Annotated in this window: 18 protein-coding genes; 10 read left to right on the forward strand and 8 right to left on the reverse strand. The window is 62.9% G+C overall.

Going from position 1 to position 17246, the window contains the following annotated elements:
* Positions 1–9 precede the first annotated feature (9 nt).
* Positions 10–552 (reverse strand): Spy/CpxP family protein refolding chaperone, encoded by a 543-nt coding sequence (locus ACFQ95_RS15260; protein WP_422832314.1) that lies wholly within the window; start codon positions 550–552, stop codon positions 10–12.
* 220 nt (positions 553–772) lie between these two features.
* Here ACFQ95_RS15260 and ACFQ95_RS15265 point away from each other — a divergent pair, with 220 nt between their 5' ends.
* From ACFQ95_RS15265 to cynS, 7 genes are all read left to right on the forward strand, one after another.
* Entirely contained in the window at positions 773–1240 is a 468-nt protein-coding gene (locus tag ACFQ95_RS15265) for a DUF1348 family protein (protein WP_422832315.1), read from the forward strand.
* Positions 1241–1243: 3 nt separating this feature from the next.
* Positions 1244–2422, forward strand: a complete 1179-nt coding sequence (locus ACFQ95_RS15270; protein WP_422832317.1) for a PAS domain S-box protein — start codon at positions 1244–1246, stop codon at positions 2420–2422.
* Positions 2415–3065: a response regulator gene (locus ACFQ95_RS15275; protein ID WP_422832319.1), complete on the forward strand. Its 651-nt coding sequence runs from the start codon at positions 2415–2417 to the stop codon at positions 3063–3065. Before ACFQ95_RS15270 ends, ACFQ95_RS15275 begins: the two co-directional genes overlap by 8 nt.
* Positions 3066–3199: 134 nt before the next feature.
* Positions 3200–4597, forward strand: coding sequence for a CmpA/NrtA family ABC transporter substrate-binding protein (locus ACFQ95_RS15280; protein WP_422832321.1), 1398 nt, complete (start codon positions 3200–3202; stop codon positions 4595–4597).
* Positions 4597–5460: a nitrate ABC transporter permease gene (gene ntrB / locus ACFQ95_RS15285; RefSeq protein ID WP_422832322.1), complete on the forward strand. Its 864-nt coding sequence runs from the start codon at positions 4597–4599 to the stop codon at positions 5458–5460. Before ACFQ95_RS15280 ends, ntrB begins: the two co-directional genes overlap by 1 nt.
* Positions 5461–5473: 13 nt before the next feature.
* Positions 5474–6277, forward strand: coding sequence for an ABC transporter ATP-binding protein (locus ACFQ95_RS15290; RefSeq protein WP_422832324.1), 804 nt, complete (start codon positions 5474–5476; stop codon positions 6275–6277).
* Positions 6278–6305: 28 nt separating this feature from the next.
* A complete protein-coding gene (gene cynS / locus ACFQ95_RS15295; protein WP_422832325.1) occupies positions 6306–6749 on the forward strand; it encodes a cyanase in 444 nt (147 codons plus the stop codon).
* Here the strand turns inward: cynS and ACFQ95_RS15300 are convergent.
* From ACFQ95_RS15300 to ACFQ95_RS15315, 4 genes are all read right to left on the reverse strand, one after another.
* Entirely contained in the window at positions 6746–7162 is a 417-nt protein-coding gene (locus tag ACFQ95_RS15300) for an acyl-CoA thioesterase (RefSeq protein WP_422832327.1), read from the reverse strand. The genes cynS and ACFQ95_RS15300 overlap by 4 nt on opposite strands.
* Entirely contained in the window at positions 7159–7980 is an 822-nt protein-coding gene (locus ACFQ95_RS15305; RefSeq protein ID WP_422832329.1) for an IclR family transcriptional regulator, read from the reverse strand. Before ACFQ95_RS15305 ends, ACFQ95_RS15300 begins: the two co-directional genes overlap by 4 nt.
* Before the next feature lie 110 nt (positions 7981–8090).
* Positions 8091–9053, reverse strand: a complete 963-nt coding sequence (locus ACFQ95_RS15310) for a Bug family tripartite tricarboxylate transporter substrate binding protein (protein ID WP_422832331.1) — start codon at positions 9051–9053, stop codon at positions 8091–8093.
* Between the two features lie 242 nt (positions 9054–9295).
* A complete protein-coding gene (locus tag ACFQ95_RS15315) occupies positions 9296–9718 on the reverse strand; it encodes a PaaI family thioesterase (protein ID WP_422832333.1) in 423 nt (140 codons plus the stop codon).
* A 173-nt stretch (positions 9719–9891) separates the two neighbouring features.
* Here ACFQ95_RS15315 and ACFQ95_RS15320 point away from each other — a divergent pair, with 173 nt between their 5' ends.
* The 3 genes from ACFQ95_RS15320 (at position 9892) to ACFQ95_RS15330 (ending at position 13982) form a co-directional block, all read left to right on the forward strand.
* Positions 9892–11445 carry an acyl-CoA synthetase gene (locus ACFQ95_RS15320; RefSeq protein WP_422832334.1) on the forward strand — a complete coding sequence of 518 codons (1554 nt, stop codon included), beginning with the start codon at positions 9892–9894 and terminating at the stop codon, positions 11443–11445.
* A 44-nt stretch (positions 11446–11489) separates the two neighbouring features.
* A complete protein-coding gene (locus ACFQ95_RS15325) occupies positions 11490–12629 on the forward strand; it encodes an FAS1-like dehydratase domain-containing protein (protein WP_422832336.1) in 1140 nt (379 codons plus the stop codon).
* Between the two features lie 72 nt (positions 12630–12701).
* On the forward strand, positions 12702–13982 hold the full coding sequence (locus ACFQ95_RS15330) for a CaiB/BaiF CoA transferase family protein (RefSeq protein WP_422832338.1): 1281 nt from the start codon (positions 12702–12704) through the stop codon (positions 13980–13982).
* Here the strand turns inward: ACFQ95_RS15330 and ACFQ95_RS15335 are convergent.
* The 3 genes from ACFQ95_RS15335 to ACFQ95_RS15345 all read right to left on the reverse strand — a co-directional run bounded on the left by ACFQ95_RS15335 (position 13924) and on the right by ACFQ95_RS15345 (position 17221).
* Positions 13924–15243 (reverse strand): four-carbon acid sugar kinase family protein, encoded by a 1320-nt coding sequence (locus tag ACFQ95_RS15335; protein ID WP_422832340.1) that lies wholly within the window; start codon positions 15241–15243, stop codon positions 13924–13926. The two genes, ACFQ95_RS15330 and ACFQ95_RS15335, sit on opposite strands and share 59 nt — an antisense overlap.
* 9 nt (positions 15244–15252) lie before the next feature.
* Positions 15253–16518, reverse strand: coding sequence for a ribulose-bisphosphate carboxylase large subunit family protein (locus ACFQ95_RS15340; RefSeq protein WP_422832342.1), 1266 nt, complete (start codon positions 16516–16518; stop codon positions 15253–15255).
* A 163-nt stretch (positions 16519–16681) separates the two neighbouring features.
* The gene (locus tag ACFQ95_RS15345; protein ID WP_422832343.1) at positions 16682–17221 is read right to left on the reverse strand and encodes a VOC family protein; all 540 of its coding nucleotides are present in this window, start codon (positions 17219–17221) and stop codon (positions 16682–16684) included.
* Positions 17222–17246 lie beyond the last annotated feature (25 nt).

A 17246-nucleotide genomic window follows, 5' to 3' on the forward strand; every position in this document is an offset into this window, starting at 1 on the left:
TTCCAATACTCAGCTCTTGTCACGCATTGGGCGGTGGTGCTCACCACCAGGGCCGCCAGGGCCACCGTGGCCCATGCGCTGCAGCATGCGCAGCGACTCGGCATCAAAGGTGGTCTTCTGCTCGGTGTTCAGCGCACCATAAAAGGTCTTGGTGGCGTCTTCACGCTTGTCCATCTCGGCATTGCGTGCCACACGCAGGGCGTGCAGGCGGTCCAGGCGCTCGGGTGTGGTCAGCTTGGCGAAGTCAGCGCGCTCACCGGGGGCCATGGGGGCTGGTGGTTTCATGCTGCCGGTGAACGCGGCCCAGGCCGGTTCCTGTTCGGACGTGATCTTCAGCTTGGTCTTCAACTCGGCCATACGCTTGGCGATGGCCGCCTGCATCTTGGCCGGATCACGGTGGTGCATGCCTTCACGCGGGCCCTTGTGGGCGGCAGCGGGTGGTGGTGACGCCGCGTCGGCAGGTGCCGGGGTCTGCGCCATGGCGCCGGCGCCTAGCGTGGCCAGCAAACCGGCGAGAACAAGACTTTTGAGGGTGGTGGTGTTTGAACGCATAGAAGTCCTTCCTTTCGAAGAAGAAGCCTGCACGCCACATCGGGTTCAGGTTGAGGCTAGTGTGGTTGGCCGATGTTTCGCCGCCATAACGGGGGTTTATTGCTTTGTAAAGTTTGCGCGCGCAGTTGTTTCCAGCGCGGGCGTTCAGGCGTAGAACTTGCGTTGCTCCATCACCCCCCGAGAGTTCGCTGATTGCGCATTTTTGACCGGAGACAAACCCATGGAAACCAAACCGCCACTGCCGCCTTTCACCTTCGAGACCGCGACGCTGAAAACCCGCATGGCCGAAGACGCCTGGAACACCCGCGACCCCGACCGCGTGGTGCAGGTCTACACCGAAGACACCAACTGGCGCAACCGCGCCGACTTTCCCGTGGGCCGCACCGAGGTGCACCAGTTCCTCACACGCAAATGGGCCAAGGAGCTGGACTACCGGCTGATCAAAGAGCTCTGGGCTTTTACCGGCAACCGCATCGCCGTGCGCTTTGCGTACGAGTGGCACGACGCCACAGGCCAGTGGTTTCGCAGCTACGGCAACGAGAACTGGGGCTTCAACGAACACGGCCTGATGGCCTGGCGCTACGCCAGCATCAACGACCTGGCGATAACCGAGGCCGACCGCAAGTTCCACTGGCCGCTGGGACGTCGACCCGACGACCACGCCTCGCTAAGCAGCCTGGGGTTGTAACCCTTGTTGGCGAGCCAAGATCCGCTGTGGCAGCACCAACTGGGCCTGCTGCTGGAGTCCACCGGCGAGGGCATTTTTGGTGTCGACCTGGACGGCCACTGCATGTTCATCAACCGCGCCGGTGCGGCGATGCTGGGCTACGAGCCGGCCGAGGTGTTGGGCCACAACATGCACTGGCTCACCCACCATTCACATGCCGACGGCTCGCACTACGCCGACACCGACTGCCCGATCTTCAACGCCTTTCGCCAGGGCCTGGGCTGCCGCATCGACAGCGAAGTGTTCTGGCGCCGCGACCACCAGGCGTTTGCGGTGGAGTATTCGAGCTACCCGATCCTGGACGGCGCCGAGGTGCGCGGCGCGGTGATCACCTTTGTCGACATCACCGAGCGCAAACGCACGGCCGATGCCTTGCAGCGCGCCAAGGCCGAGCTGGAAGAACGCGTGGCCGAGCGCACGGCCACCTTGTCGGCCACGCTGGCCCAGATGCGTGAACTCTCGGCCTACCTCGACCGTGTGCGCGAAGACGAACGCACACGCATTGCCCGTGAGGTGCACGACGAACTCGGCAGCCTGCTGGTGGCGTTGAAGATGGACGTGAACTGGATGGACAAGCGCCTGAGCGAGCAGCAAAGCCGCGACGCGGTGGCCGCCCAGGACATGCGCAACCGCATGCGCAGCAAGTGCCAGAACATGAGCGGCCTGATCGAAACCGCCGTAGACAACGTGGGCCGCATCATCACCGACCTGCGCCCCAGCATCCTCGACCACCAAGGCCTGTGGGCGGCACTGGAATGGCAGGCGCAGGAGTTTGTGCGCGCCGCAGAGTTGGCGCTCGATTGGCAGATGCTGGTAGACGACGACCTGGCGCTGCCCGATGCCGCCGCCATGGCGGTGTTTCGCATCTTCCAGGAGATGCTCTCCAACGTGGGCCGGCACGCCCAGGCCAGCCGCATTGCCATCTACATCCAGGCCACGCCGCAGCAGCTGGAAGTGCGCGTGCAAGACAACGGCGTAGGCGCCGCGCCGCAGGCCTTTGAAGCCCCCACCGCTTACGGCGTGCAAGGCATGCGCGAACGCGCGCGGCACTTTGGCGGTAGCCTGGAGATCACAAGCCAAATCGGCCTGGGCAGCACATTCCACCTGCGCATGCAGCTATCAAACTTGTTATCTGATGAATAGAAATGACACCATTCGCCTGCTGATTGGCGACGACCACCGCATCGTGCGCGAGGGCCTGAAACAAGTGCTGGCCGAAGCGCCCGAGGTCGCAGTATTGGCCGAGGCCGCCACCGGACCCGACGTGCTGGCACAGGTCAACAGCTTGGGCGGCAGCCAAGGGCTCGACCTGGTGCTGCTCGACATTGCACTGCCCGGCTGCGACGGGCTGGATGTGCTGCAGCAGCTCAAGCAGCAGCACCCCACGCTGCCGGTGCTGATGCTCTCCACCTACCCCGAGCGCCAGTACGCGGTGCACTGCATCAAACAAGGCGCCGCCGGTTACCTCAGCAAAAGCGCCGACCCCGACGACATGCTCGCCGCCGTGCGCAAAGCCGCCGCCGGGGGCATCTATGTGACGGCCAACACCGCCGAGGCACTGGCCCAGGCGGTGTCGAGCAAGACTGGCACCGAGTCGCTGTCGCACCGCGAGCACCAGGTGTTCAGGTTGTTGATCTTGGGGCACAGCGTGGGTGAAATTGGTGCGCAGCTCAAGCTCGCTCCCAACACGGTGAGCACCTACCGCGCCCGCATCCTGGAAAAAACCGGCACCAAGAACGACGTGGAGTTGGCCTTGTACGCGCAGCGCCAGGTGAAAAACGCTTAGCGAGCATTCTTTTGTAGTGCTAGCCCTACAAGGGCGGCACAAAGTTTCTGCGACTTGCCGCGCGTTCTGCCAAAACAGCAGAACGGGCCTGCGGCTTGCAAGGGCCCTGCATCTTCCTTCCACAAAGGTGCACCATGTCCAAGCCTGTCACGCTCGCCACACCAGCCACCGCCGCCCCGCACGATCCGTATGACGCCGACCGCCCGCTGATGCTGCGTTGCGGCTGCGGCCAAGACCATGCGCCGAGTGAACACGGGCAGGCCACGATACACAACGAAGACGACCTGTCGCGCAACTTCGTCGAGGCCACGCTGATGAAAGCGCTATTCCCGGTGGACAGCGTACGCCGCGGTTTCTTGAAAGCCGTGGGCGCCAACACCGCACGCGCGGCCATCGCCTCGCTGCTGCCGGTGGGTGCCTTGCAGGCCATGGCGCAAGAGCGCGGCCCGCTGGAGAAAAAGGATTTGAAGCTGGGCTTCATCGCCATCACCTGCGCCAGCCCGCTGATCATGGCCGAGCCGCTGGGCTTCTACAAAAAAGAAGGCCTGAACGTGCAGCTGAACAAGACCGCTGGCTGGGCCTTGATACGCGACAAGATGATCAACAAGGAGCACGACGCCAGCCACTTCCTGTCGCCCATGCCGCTGGCCATGACCATGGGCCTGGGCTCGAACCAGGTGAACATGAACGTGGCCACTATTCAAAACACCAACGGCCAGGCCATCACACTGCACGTGAAGCACAAAGACAAACGCGACCCCAAGCAGTGGAAAGGCTTCAAGCTGGCCGTGCCGTTTGAGTACAGCATGCACAACTTCCTGCTGCGCTACTACCTGGCCGAGAACGGCATCAATCCGGATACCGATGTGCAGATCCGCGTGACGCCACCGCCCGAAATGGTGGCAAATCTGCGCGCCGGCAACATCGATGGTTTCCTGGGACCAGACCCATTCAACCAACGCGCGGTGTACGACGAGGTGGGTTTCATCCATATCCTCTCCAAAGAAATCTGGGACGGTCACCCCTGCTGCGCCTTTGGTGTGAGCGACGAGTTCATCAAGCAAAATCCCAACACCTTTGCGGCCTTGTACCGCGCCATCCTCACGGCGTCGTTCATGGCCAGCCAAGCGAAAGACCGCGAACTCATCGCCCGCGTGATCGCCCCCACGCAGTACCTGAACCAGCCCGAGGCCGTGCTCACACAAGTGCTCACCGGCAAGTTTGCCGACGGCCTGGGCAACATCCGCAACGTGCCCGACCGCGCCAACTTCGACCCCGTGCCATGGCAAAGCATGGCCGTGTGGATGCTCACGCAGATGAAGCGCTGGGGCTACATCAAGGGCGACGTCAACTACAAACAAATCGCCGAGAAAGTATTCCTGCTGACCGAGGCCAAAAAGCAAATGGCGCTCGCTGGGTGGACGCCGCCCGAAGGCGCCTACAAGAAGTTCACCGTGATGGGCAAGGTGTTCGACCCGGCCAAGCCAGAAGACTACGTGAAGAGCTTCGCCATCAACAAGATCGCTGCGTGATGTTGGCTTTGAAGTTAAAGGCAGCCTTGCTGTCGTTGATCATCTTCCTGGCGTTTCTGGGCGTGTGGTACGCGGCCACCTTGCCCGCGCCGGGCACCGGGCCAGCCTCTACGGCGGGCATGACAGCCGAGCAGATCGAATACCAGAAGATGATGGGCAAGGACCCCGGCAGCACCAAGACCACCGGCTTCCCGACGCTGGCCGCCATGGGTAACACCATCTGGCATCAACTCAGCAACCCGGTGTACGACAACGGGCCCAACGACAAGGGCATCTTGATCCAGCTCGCGTATTCGCTGGGCCGCGTGGCACTGGGCTTTTTACTGGCCGCCGTGGTGGCGATTCCGCTGGGGTTTGTGATTGGCATGTCGCCGCTGCTGCACCGTGCGCTCGACCCTTTCATCCAGGTGCTCAAACCCATCAGCCCGCTGGCGTGGATGCCGCTCGCGCTCTACACCATCAAGGACTCTTCGATCAGCGGCATCTTTGTGATCTTCATCTGCTCGGTGTGGCCCATGTTGATCAACACCGCCTTTGGTGTGGCCAGCGTGAAGCGTGAATGGCTCAACGTGGCTGCCACCTTGGAAGTAAGCCCGTTGCGCAAAGCCTTCCTGGTGATCTTGCCGGCGGCCGCGCCCACCATCTTGACCGGCATGCGCATCAGCATGGGCATTGCGTGGCTGGTGATCGTGGCCGCCGAGATGCTAGTGGGCGGCACCGGCATTGGCTACTTTGTATGGAACGAGTGGAACAACCTGTCGCTGACCAACGTGATCTTTGCGATTGGCGTGATCGGCATCGTCGGCATGTTGCTCGACCTGGCTTTTGCGCAAGTGCAAAAGCGTGTGACGTACATAGATTGAGGCCATCCACACCATGCAAAGTTTCTTATCTGTTGAAGGTCTGGCCAAAGCCTTTGTGCCCAGCAAGCCGGTGTTTGCCGATGTGTCGTTTGCCATGGAGCGTGGCGAGTTCGTTTGCATCATCGGCCATTCGGGCTGCGGCAAAACCACCATCCTGAATGTGTTGGCCGGGCTGGACACGGCCAGCAGCGGCGTGGTCATCATGGACGGCCGCGAGATCAGCGGGCCGAGCCTGGAGCGCGGTGTGGTGTTCCAAAGCCATGCGCTGATGCCTTGGCTCACGGTGCGCAAAAACATTGCCTTTGCCGTGGCCTCGCGCTGGCCCGATTGGAGCCGCGCGCAGATCGATGCGCAGGTGGAAAAATTTGTCGCCATGGTGGGCCTGACCGCTGCCATCGACAAGAAGCCGTCGCAGCTCTCCGGCGGCATGAAGCAACGCGTGGGCATTGCACGTGCGTTTGCCATTCAGCCCAAGATGCTGCTGCTGGACGAACCGTTTGGCGCACTCGACGCACTGACGCGCGGCAGCATCCAAGATGAGCTGATGGCCATCGTGCGCGAGACGCAGCAAACGGTGTTCATGATCACCCACGACGTGGACGAAGCCATTCTGCTGGCGGACCGCATTCTGCTGATGCAGAACGGCAGCGAAACGGCCAACGGCTACCACCCTGGCAGCGTGGCCGAAGTGGTGGTCAACCCGCTACCCAAAAGCCGCAAACGCGCGGAGCTGCACCACCTGAACGGCTACTACCCGCTGCGTAACCACATCGTCGATTTTCTGGTGGGCAAAGCCTTGCCTGCCACTGCCCACTAACCAGCTGTTTTCACCCGAGGAGCAAACCATGAACCGCAACGAGATCACCGAAAAAATCATCACCGCCAAAGTGTCCAAGGGCATTCAATGGGCCGACGTGGCGCAGAAGGTGGGCCAGTCGAAAGAGTGGACCACGGCGGCCTGCCTGGGCCAGATGACCTGCACCGCCGAGCAGGCTAAAACCATTGCCGAAATCTTTGACCTCACCAGCGAAGAAACCAAGTGGCTGCAAGTCGTGCCCTACAAAGGTTCGCTGCCCACCCCAGTGCCCACCGACCCGCTGATCTATCGCTGGTACGAGATCGTCAGCGTGTACGGCAGCACCATCAAGGAGCTGATCCACGAAGAGTTTGGCGACGGCATCATGAGCGCCATTGACTTCAGCATGGACATCGAGCGCCAGCCCGACCCCAAGGGCGACCGCGTGAAGGTGGTGCTGTCGGGCAAGTTCTTGCCCTACAAGACTTATTAAGTCATTTGCATTGACAAAGGCTGGCCAGCATCATCGATGGCCACATAGGTCATGACTGCCTCCGTGACCTGGCTGGCCTCACCAAGATTGCCGCGACGCTCGGTCTTGGCTTTGACGAGCACAGTAATGGAAGTGGTGCCGATGCGCAGCACCGAAGCATAAAACGACACCAGGTCGCCGGACTTGACGGGAAGGTTGAACGCCAGCTTCTCTATGGCCACCAGAACGACCCGCCCGCGTGCTGCGCGCGTAGGCAGCACACTGCCGGCGGCATCCAGTTTGGCGAGCATCCAGCCGCCGCTCACCTGGTCGCCCAGATGGGTGTCAGACGGCATGGGAATCAGCCGCAGCACCAGCTCCGCATCCGCCCCGGTGTCGCCGGGCAGGGAGGCGCCAGGGGTGTCGGCACTCATCGGGTCGATGGCAGCAAGGCCGAAAGACCTTCTGCCTGCTTTTTCATGGCCATGGCCAGGTCCGTGGCGGCCGCGCCCACAAAGTTGTCCGACAGCCCGGTCGCCACCAGGGTGTGGCTGATGCGGTTGGCCGCGTCCAGCAGCGGCACCGCAATCACGGTCACGCCATTCATGTAGTTGCCGCGGTCTATGCTGAAGCCTTTTTTGCGCGCCAGCTCCACCTCGCGTTTCCAGGTGGCCAGCTCAACCGGCTTGTCCCAGCGCATGGCCTTGAAGCGCTTTTCAATCTGCGCCCATGGCGCTTCGCTGAACGCCGCCACCAGCCGCCCGGTGGCACTGACCATGGCCGGAAAGCGGCTACCGACGTCGACATGCAGGCGAAACGGCGCCCGCGAGCGCGACAAGGCCAGCACCACGATATGGTCGATGTCGGGGGTCTCGACACCAATCATGGTCACGTTCCAGTCATTGGCCAGGCCGTCCAGAACGGGTTGGGCCAGGTTGGCGAAGCCGCTGGTTTCAATCACGCTGCGCGCCAGGCTCAACATGCCGGTGCCCAGGCTATAACGTTTGGTCTCGGTGTCCACACGCACCAGCTCTTCGGCCACCAGGGCCCGCAGAATATGCAGGCAGGTGCTGGGCACAAGCTCGAGTTCATCGGCAATCGCCTTGACCCCCATGGACTGCGGCGAACGCCCGAGCAAGCGCAGAATGGCCACCGCGCGGGTCACGCCTGGCACGGGCCGCACACGCACCGTTTTCTTGGCAACAGGGGTTTTCTTTTCGGGCTTGGCGGGCGGGGTCGGGCTTGAGTTCATGGTGCGTTCATTACGTGCACGCAAGCTTAACCCAGATGCTGGGCGCTCCAGCAGGCTGGCCCAGGGGCTTACCGCTGCAGCGCTTTGTGGTGTCAGGGTGTGCACCGCGGCTACTCCGCCCGAATGCCGGCAGCCTTGATGATGGGCTCCCACTTGCGCCGTTCGGCCTGCGCAAAATCCGCCAGCTGCTGGCGCGAGCCACCCGCGGGGTCGAAGCCGTAGTCGAGCAACTGCTGCTTGGTCTCGGCGCGCGCGAGAATCTTGTTGAGGCTGGTGTTCAGCAGATCGAGTATGGCCACGGGTGTGCCCTTGGGTGCATAAAGCCCGTTCCAGGCCACCACCTCGAAGTTGGGGAAACCTTGCTCTGCCACCGGCTTGATGCCCGGCACCAGGCCACTGGGCACGGCCGAGGTCACGGCGATCGCGCGCAGCTGGCCAGCCGAGATCTGCGAGCGCACCGCCGTTGGTGTGTCGACCAGAAGCGGCAGTTGCCCACCCAGCACATCGGTCATGGCGCCGCCCGAGCCCTTGTACGGCACCTCGAACAGCTTCAGGCCGGCACGCTCCTTCAGCAACTCGACCACCAGGCGGGCGGTGGTGCTGGGCGTGGCGATGTCTGCGGCCCTGGGGTTGCTCTTGAGCGCGCCCACCACGTCGTCAATCGAGCGGAACGGGGACTTTGCGTTGACCCCCAGCACCATGGGGAAGGTCCCCACCAGGGCAATCGGCTCGAAGGCCACTTCAGGCTTGAAGCGCGGGCTCGCATAGAGGTATTGGTTGAGCACATGTGTGGCATTTGTGCCCATGGTGAGGGTGTAGCCATCGGGTGCGGCCTCGGCCGCCAGGTCGGTTCCCAGATTGCCGCCGGCACCGGGCCGGTTGTCGATGATGATGGCCTGGCCCAGCTCCTTGGACAGCTGGTTGGCCAGGTAACGCGTCGCCGTGTCCGTGCCTTGCCCGGCCTGGTAGGCGACGATGATCCTGATCGGCTTGGCCGGATAGGCTTGCGCCAAACCGGCCTGCGAAGCGCTCACCATTGCACAGCTCGCGAAGAGCAGTTTCCATAGCTTCATGCTTGTCTCCTTTGTTATTTTCTGCGCCCGGCGGCTGGCGTGCCTCACTCCAGGCCGCAACAACATCTGCCGTTGTTCGCGGCCCGGTTCCTGCAATTCACGGAACTCAGCGCATCCTGTGGCTCTGAAATGAAGTATGAAATTCGCACTTACGATTGTCAAATACAACAATATTTTGTACATAGACAATCAATCACTGGGCGAAATCTGGCGCCGGCATTTACACAAATGCGCCGAGCCTTTCAGGCTTGCTGAATTTTCATCAGCGCCTGCGCCGCCATCACTTGACGCTCTGCGACACACAAGCCGCCGCGCAGAAAAACCATGCTCTGGCTGCGGTGCACCACCAGTCCAGAGGCTTCTATGAACTCGCCGGCGCGCGCGGCCGAGAGGAAATGCGAGTCGAGTTGCACGCTGACGCAGGGCACACGCCCGGCAGCCTCCCAGGCGATGGCGCTGAGCGCATGGTCCATCAAGGTTTCGAGCAGCCCGCCGTGCACCACACCTGCGGGATTGAGATGGCGTGGCGTCAGCAGCAGGCCGTAGCGCCAGGCCGCAGCAACACCTTCACGCTCTCGCCGTGCCCAAAGAGGACCCACCAGGTCCATGAAGACACCCGCCGATTTGACTTGCTTCCAGCCCTGCGACAGCAGTCGGGTTTGCATTTCCTGGGTCTCGCACATGGCCGCCTCGCATCTAGAAGAATGGGTGGCCGATTCTAGAAAATCGGCCGCTTCAGGTTTTTCATAGTTTTTGTACATAGACAATTGATTGTCGTATTTGACAATTTATTGTTGAAAGCAGCATAGTTCGTTCACCGCAAGACGACATGAGAACCATGAAACACCTCACCGACTACACGACGTTTGCAGACGCCCAGAAACACTGCTCACCGGCAAAACTCTGGGAACTTTTCGACGGCAATCGCGAGACCTTCAACATCGCGCATGAATGTGTGGACCGGCACGCGAACAGCGAGAAGGTCGCCATCGTGGTGGCCAACGCCAATGGCACCGAACAGGTGATCAGCTTCAAGAGCCTGTCTCAACTGTCGAGCCGCTTTGCGCATCTGCTCGTCGCCCGTGGTGTTGGGCGCGGAGACCGTGTCGCCGTCATGCTGGAGCCTTCTCTGGCCTTTTATGTCGCAATCTTTGGTGCCATCAAGATGGGCGCGATTGCCGTGCCACTGTTCACCTTGTTCGGCCCCGATGGGATACGGCTGCGGGTCGGCGACTGCCGCCCCAAGATCCTGGTCACCAACACAGAAAAAGCCGCGGTTTCGGAAGGCATGGAAGGTGTTGAACTGTTCATCGCCGACGAGACATTCAACACCCAGCTCGCGGCATATCCCGAGAGCTTCGAAATCCAGACCGGCGCGGAAGACGAGGCGATCTTCCAGTACACCTCGGGCACCACCAGGGAATTGCCCGCCGCCGTGAAACACAAGCAGCGCGCCTTGGTCACGCTGATGCTGGCGGCGCTGTATGGCACCGGCATCCGCCCTGGCGATCGTTTCTTCTGCCCTTCTTCTCCGGCCTGGGGGCATGGTCTGTGGCACGGCACCCTGGCGCCACTGGCGCTGGGTGTGACCATAGGCGCATACGCTGGCAAGTTTGACGCCGCGCGGCTGTTGAAGGCCTTGCAGCACGGCCGCTTCAACAACATCTCGGCCGCCGCCACGCATTACCGGATGATGCGCAACTCGGGTGCCGCCGACAAATACAAGTACTACCTTGAAAAGGTGTCGTTCACGGGCGAGCCCATGGACAGCGAAACCGAGGACTTCGTCAAGGCAACATTCGGCCGGCCGGTGTGCAGCATGTATGGCACGACCGAGATTGGCGTGATCCTGGTGAACTACCCCGGCGCCGACGACTTTGAGGTCAAACGCGGGTCTCTGGGAAAACCCATACCCGGTGGCCGTGTCGACGTGCAGGATGCGGCGGGCCAGTCCTGCCCGGCCGGCACGGTGGGTGAGCTGAAGATCTGGCGCGGCGGCGGCTGGGTTTCCACCAAGGACCTGGGCAAGGTCGATGAAGACGGTTATTTCTACCACGCCGGCCGCGCCGACGACGTGATCATCTCGGCCGGCTGGACCATGAGCGCCGTAGAGATAGAAGACGCCGTGCTGAAGCACCCGGACGTACACGAGGCCGCCGCCATTGGCGTGGCAGACGAACTACGTGGCCAGGTCGTGAAAGCCTTTGTGGTGACCCAGCGCGTGGCCAGCGACGCCTTCACCAAGGAAATCCAGGAGCTTGTGCGCAGCCGCTTGAGCCAGCACGAGTACCCCCGGCACGTGGCCTTTGTCAGCGAACTGCCCAAGACACCCGCCGGAAAAGTGCATCGCAAAGTGCTCAGGGAGCGCGAGCTCAAGGCCGCGACCGCCTAAGACCCCACCTCACCCTTCACCCGAATCAACCACAGGAGACAAGCATGTCAGCACAAACAGAACGCAGCTTCCCGAAAATCACCGAAAACGGACTCGATGAATTGCGCCAGCGCATTGGCCAGAAGATTGAAAATACGCTCGAACCCTGGTGCCACGAAGCCACACGCGACAACATCCGCCACTACGCACACGGCATAGGCGACGACAACCCGCTGTGGTGCGACCCGGCCTATGCGGCCAAGACGCGCCATGGCGGCATCATTGCGCTGCCTAGCTTCCTGTTTTCGACCAGCCGCATCGTGTCGGGTTACGTGGGTGGCCTGCCGGGTGTACATGCGATGTGGTCGGGCGCCGACTGGACATGGCATAAAAACATACACCGCAACGACGAGATCCACACCGAGGCTTATCTCAAGGAACTGGTCGAACACCAAACGCGTTTTGCCGGGCGTGCGGTGCAGCAGATCTACCACGTTGATTTCTACAACCAACACGGCGACAAGGTGTCCGAGGCCGACAGCTGGTGCTTCCGCACCGAACGCGACCACGCCCGCGAACAAGGCACCAAGTACAAGGAAGTGCGTGCCCGCACGCCGCGGCGCTACACCCCCGAGGAAATCGGCGAAGCCTACAAGCTGTACCGTGGTGAGCAGGTGCGCGGCGCCACACCACGTTACTGGGAAGATGTGGTGGAGGGTGAAGCGCTGCCGGTGATGTTCAAGGGCCCGATGACGGTGACCGGCTTCATTGCCTACGCACAAGGCTGGGGTGGCTTGTACATCCGAGCCAACAAGCTGGCCTGGAAGCTGATAGACGCGCATCCCGGCGTGGGCATCACCAACCGCTTTGGCATTCCGGATGTGCCCGAGCGTGTGCATTGGGAAGAGGACTTCGCGCTGGAAGTCGGCGCACCCGGCGCCTATGACTACGGCCCGGAACGCACCTCCTGGCTGACCCACCACCTGACCAACTGGATGGGCGACGACGGTTTCCTGCGCAAGGCCAGCTGCAAGATCCGCCGCCACAATCCTGAAGGCGATATGCTGTTCATCAAGGGCCACGTCAAACGCAAATACATAGAAGACGGCAAACACCTGGTGGAAATTGCCCAAGAAGCGCGCAACCAGGATGAAGAGCTGTCGGTGATTGGCTCTGGCGTGGTGGAATTACCGAGCCGCGGTTGAAGCTATAAAACAGGCCCTTGCCGATGGCGGCGGGCCTGCATCAAAAAGATAAAGAGACAACAGGAAATCAATATGCCTGGAGCCCTTGCTGGCATTCGAGTGGTGGATTTGTCGCGTGTTCTGGCCGGGCCGCTGTGCACACAGATCCTGGCCGACCACGGCGCCACCGTGATCAAGGTGGAGCCGCCTGCGGGCGACGACACCCGCACCCTGGGCCCGCCCTTTGACGCCCAGGGCAATGCCGCCTACTTCACGGCACTCAACCGTGGCAAGCAGTGCATCAGCCTGGACCTGGCCCGGCCCGAGGGACGCGAGGTATTGGCGCGTTTGCTGACCGATGCCGATGTGCTGGTGGAGAACTTCCTGCCCGGCACCCTGGAGAAATGGGGCATCTCTTTTGAAGGCTGGATCAAGCCGCGTTTCCCCCGGCTGATCCATTGCAGCATCAGCGGCTTTGGTGCCGATGGCCCGCTGGCCGGGCTGCCCGGTTACGACGCGGTGCTGCAAGCCATGTGTGGCCTGATGAGCATCAATGGCGAAGCGGCGAGCGGGCCCACACGCATGGGTGTGCCCATCGTTGACCACCTTACCGGCTACACGGCCTTGTCGGCCATCCTGCTGGCACTACACAGCCGCCACACCACGGGCAAGGGGCAACACGTGGAGGCCACCTTGTTCGATGCGGCACTGAGCCTGCTGGTGCCACACGCGGCGAACTACCTGCAATCGGGCAAGGTGCCCGGCCTGCTGGGCAGCGCCCACCCTAACATCGCCCCCTACGACAGGTTCAAGTGCCAGGACGGCGACATCTTCCTGGGCATCATGAACCGCAGCCAGTTCGAGAAATTCTGCGGCGTGGTCGACCGTCCCGGCCTGGCCAGCGACACACGGTTCCGCGACAACGCCAGCCGCCTGCAGCACCGCGACGCGTTGCGGCATGAAATCGAAAACACGCTGCGCCACTGGCCACGTACACCACTCTGCGCGGCGCTGATGCAGGCCGGTGTGCCCGCCGGCCCGGTCCACTCGGTGGCCGAGGCTTTTGCCCAGCCACATGCGGTACACCGGGAAATGCTGGTGCGGCGCGACGGCTACAGCGGCATGGGCTTGACCGTGCGGCTGCACAGCACACCCGGCACACCCGGCGCATCACCACGCAGCTTCAATGCCGACGCTGCGCAGGTGCTAGGCTCGATTGGGTACTCGGCACAAGAAGTACGGCAACTAATGGCGAACAAGGTCATGCCCGAGCCACGCACGGCAGCCGCGCCAGCGGCCGCTAGCGCAAGCCCTTTCACGCCCCCCGGATCAAGCGCTCAAACACATCGGGCGGCCCCATCTGCCCACCTTTGAGCATCAGCTCCATGCCGTCGAGCGTGGGGTTGTCGCTGTGCACACGGCACAAGGCCTGATCGGCAGAGACCTGGCCTATGTGTGAAAGGCCCCAGGCGTCCAACGACTGCACAGCCAGGCTGGAGGTGTCGCCCCCGGCAATGCCCACACGACGCAACGGGCTGGCCTGCAGCACCTGGGCCAACCAGTCGCCACAGGCCTGGGCCAGGCTGCGTGAGCCTGCGGGCACACCTTCCGTCGCGCGGCCTTCGGCACTCGAGGTGCAGGCCAATACGTTCTGGCCCTTGCGCAACATGGCCGACACCTCAGCCGCCATGCGTCGGCGGTAAACACCGTCGGGCGCGGCTAGCTGCACGGCGTCCAGGCTGACCCGTTCAAACGCCTTGGCGTGATGCACCTGCTGTGCGGTGATGGGCGAAAGGCTGCCCACCAGCACCAGCACCGGACCCACGGCCGCGCCAATGTTGCTGGGCGCGGGCGGCGTGTGCTGCTGCTGCTGCTGCGCGGCCCAATGCGCCGTCAAGGCCTGCACCACGCTGCTCGGGCCCACGGCCAGCAGCGGCTGTTGCTGGGCTTCGCGCCAGATCAGGCCACCGACCGCGGCCAGGTGTGCAGGCTCTGCCACGTCGAGCAACACGGCATCCGGCCGGGTCTGCTGCAAGGCCTCGAGTTTGTCGTGTTGTGTGGCCTCGGCGGCGTGGTACACCGGGTAGGCTAGCCCGGCCACCGCCTCCAGCCCCTGCAGCGCCAGATGCTGGCGCAGGTCGGCCTCGTGCATGGGTGTCACCGGGTGCTGGCGCATGGTGGGATGGCGGTCGATGCGGTAAACCGTGCCACCGCTGCCCGCCGCCGCAAACAAGTTGCCAAACACACAGTAGCGCCCCAGGTTGGGCTGGCCGCCGACGATGGGCACAAACTGGTTGGGCGCATACGGGCGCAGGCTGCGCACCGCCTGGCCTATGCTGCCCACATGCGGCGCACTGTCGAAGGTGGAGCAGCATTTGTAGTGCAACACCCGCGCGCCCGAAGCGGCAAAAAAGGCGCCCACGGGGGCCAGTTCGGTCGCCATTTCCTCGGGCGCCATGGCACGTGCGGCACCTGCTATGCCCAGGCAATCCAGCGCGCCCGCACGCTCGCGCTGCGCCGCTGTGGGCAAGGCCAGGAACAGCAGGGCGCGCAGGCCGGCACGTGCGGCGTTGGCCAGGGTGTCGGTGGCGCCGGTGAAGTCGTCGGCGTAATAAACGATGCGCGGGGCTTGCATGCGGGTGGATTACTTGCCGAAGAACTTCAGCGCACTGGCCAGCTCCGGGGCTTGCCTGGCGTAGTCCGCCAGCGTTTGCCCGGCACGCACGGCCTGCCAGGCCTGGCGGATGCTGGTCACGCCCGCGGCCGGGCCATCGGGGTGGGCCAGAATGCCGCCGCCCGACATGAACAACAAGTCGTCGCTGCCAATCGCGTCCCAGGTGGCGGGCACGGTGCCGGCCCATTGGCCGGACGAGAAGGCCGGCATCACGCGGTCGTCCACGGCCTGGGTCAAGGGTGTGTAGCAGTCGTGTGCGGAGCTGATGACTTCGGCATCGGCCTGCGCAAACTTGCCCTGTAGGCCATGCACGTGCATGTGGTCCACACCGGCTAGGCGCCACAGCGTTTGATAAGCCTGGAAGCCCATGCCCAACATGGGGTGGCGCGACAGGGCGCCAAAACCATTGCGGTGCGCGTGTAGCGCCAGCGGTGTGTGGCGGCGCAGCGTCTGCATGCCGGAGTAGCCACACCAGTTGATGCTGGCCATGACACACGAGCCACCTTCGCGTTGAACCAGATCGGCATGGCGCTTCATGGCGTCGGTTTCGTCAGTGATGTTGAAGGCCACCATCACGTGTTTGCCGGTGCGCTCTTGGTGTGCGCGCACCACGGCCATCACCGCCGGCACGCGCTCGGCCAGCGGTGCGTGAACCGGGTTGGCACAGACTTCGTCGTCCTTGATGAAGTCCACACCGGCGGCGCACAAGGTGGCCACCAGCTCAGCGGTTTGCGCGGCCGAGAAACCCACGTTGGGTTTGATGATGGTGCCCACCAAGGCGCCTTGGTCCACACCGGTGATGCGGCGTGTGCCCGCAATACCGACCTGCGGCAACTCAAACTGCGCGCGGTAGTCGGCCGGCAAGCTCAGGGTTTCCAAACGCATGCCGGTGACTTCGCCCAGGTCGTACAAATTGCCCGCCACGGTGGCGGCCAGCGTTGACAGGTTGGCGCCTATGTTGGCCACAGGGTAAGCAACGTCGACCAACACCTGGCGCCACGGGCCAGAAGGCGCGTGACGCGCCAGCCAGGCGTTGGGCAGGCTGGGCGTACTGGCGGTGGCGACGGTTTCGATGCGCTCCACCGTGGCGCGCGCACGGGCGCGCAGGTCGTCGGTTTCGCCGGCCACACGGGTAAAGGTGCCGCAGGACTGCTCACCGGCCATGACCTCGGCCACCTTGGCCGGGTCTAGCGGGGTCTCGACGAGGTAGCGCGCGAAAATGCGATCTGAACTCATATTCTTTCCTTGCATTGCCACAGTCAAAACGCAGCGTTGCGACAAGCCCCATCGAGGCGCGAAATACCGCGGAACCGGCTTTGCCGGGCCGCTGGTATTGCCCCCTGCAAGGGGGTTGGCGAAGCGACACGTAGTGCGCAAAGACTGGGGGTGAGCGTCATATTCAAATCTTGCTGAGATCAGGGAAGGGGCGCACCGGGTCTTTGCCATCCCAGCCCTCAGATGAACTGCGGATCAGGTCGAACATACGGCCCTTGGGACCGGCGACTTCCGACAGCTCGATCACCGTGCCGGGGTGGTATTCGGTGTCGAAATAAATGAAGCGGCCACGCTCGCCCACCTCGCCACTCATCTTGGGCTTGAAACCTTCGGCCAGCAGGCGCTTCACGTCGGCGTCGTAGTCTTCGGTCCAGTAGGCCACGTGTTGCAAACCGGTGCGGCCGGCCTGCAGGAAGTCGCGGTACATAGAGGGCACGTCGTTGCGTGTCTGTATCAGCTCGACCTGCACAAAACCCGAGTTGGCGAGCGCCACCGAGTTGTGTGGCTCGTAACTCTTGCCGTCGTACTGGTAGTTGACGATGGGCACCTTGGGGTTGTAGTACCACGGGCCCACGCCCAGGGTCTTGCTCCAGTAGTCCATGGCGGCTTCGATGTCGTGCACGACGTAGCCGAGTTGGCGAATTTGTCCGAAATGGCGGCTCATGTGGTTCTCCCTTGTATGTTGGCTT

It is taken from the genome of Variovorax sp. HJSM1_2 (assembly GCF_049316285.1).
Lineage (GTDB): Bacteria > Pseudomonadota > Gammaproteobacteria > Burkholderiales > Burkholderiaceae_C > Rhodoferax_B.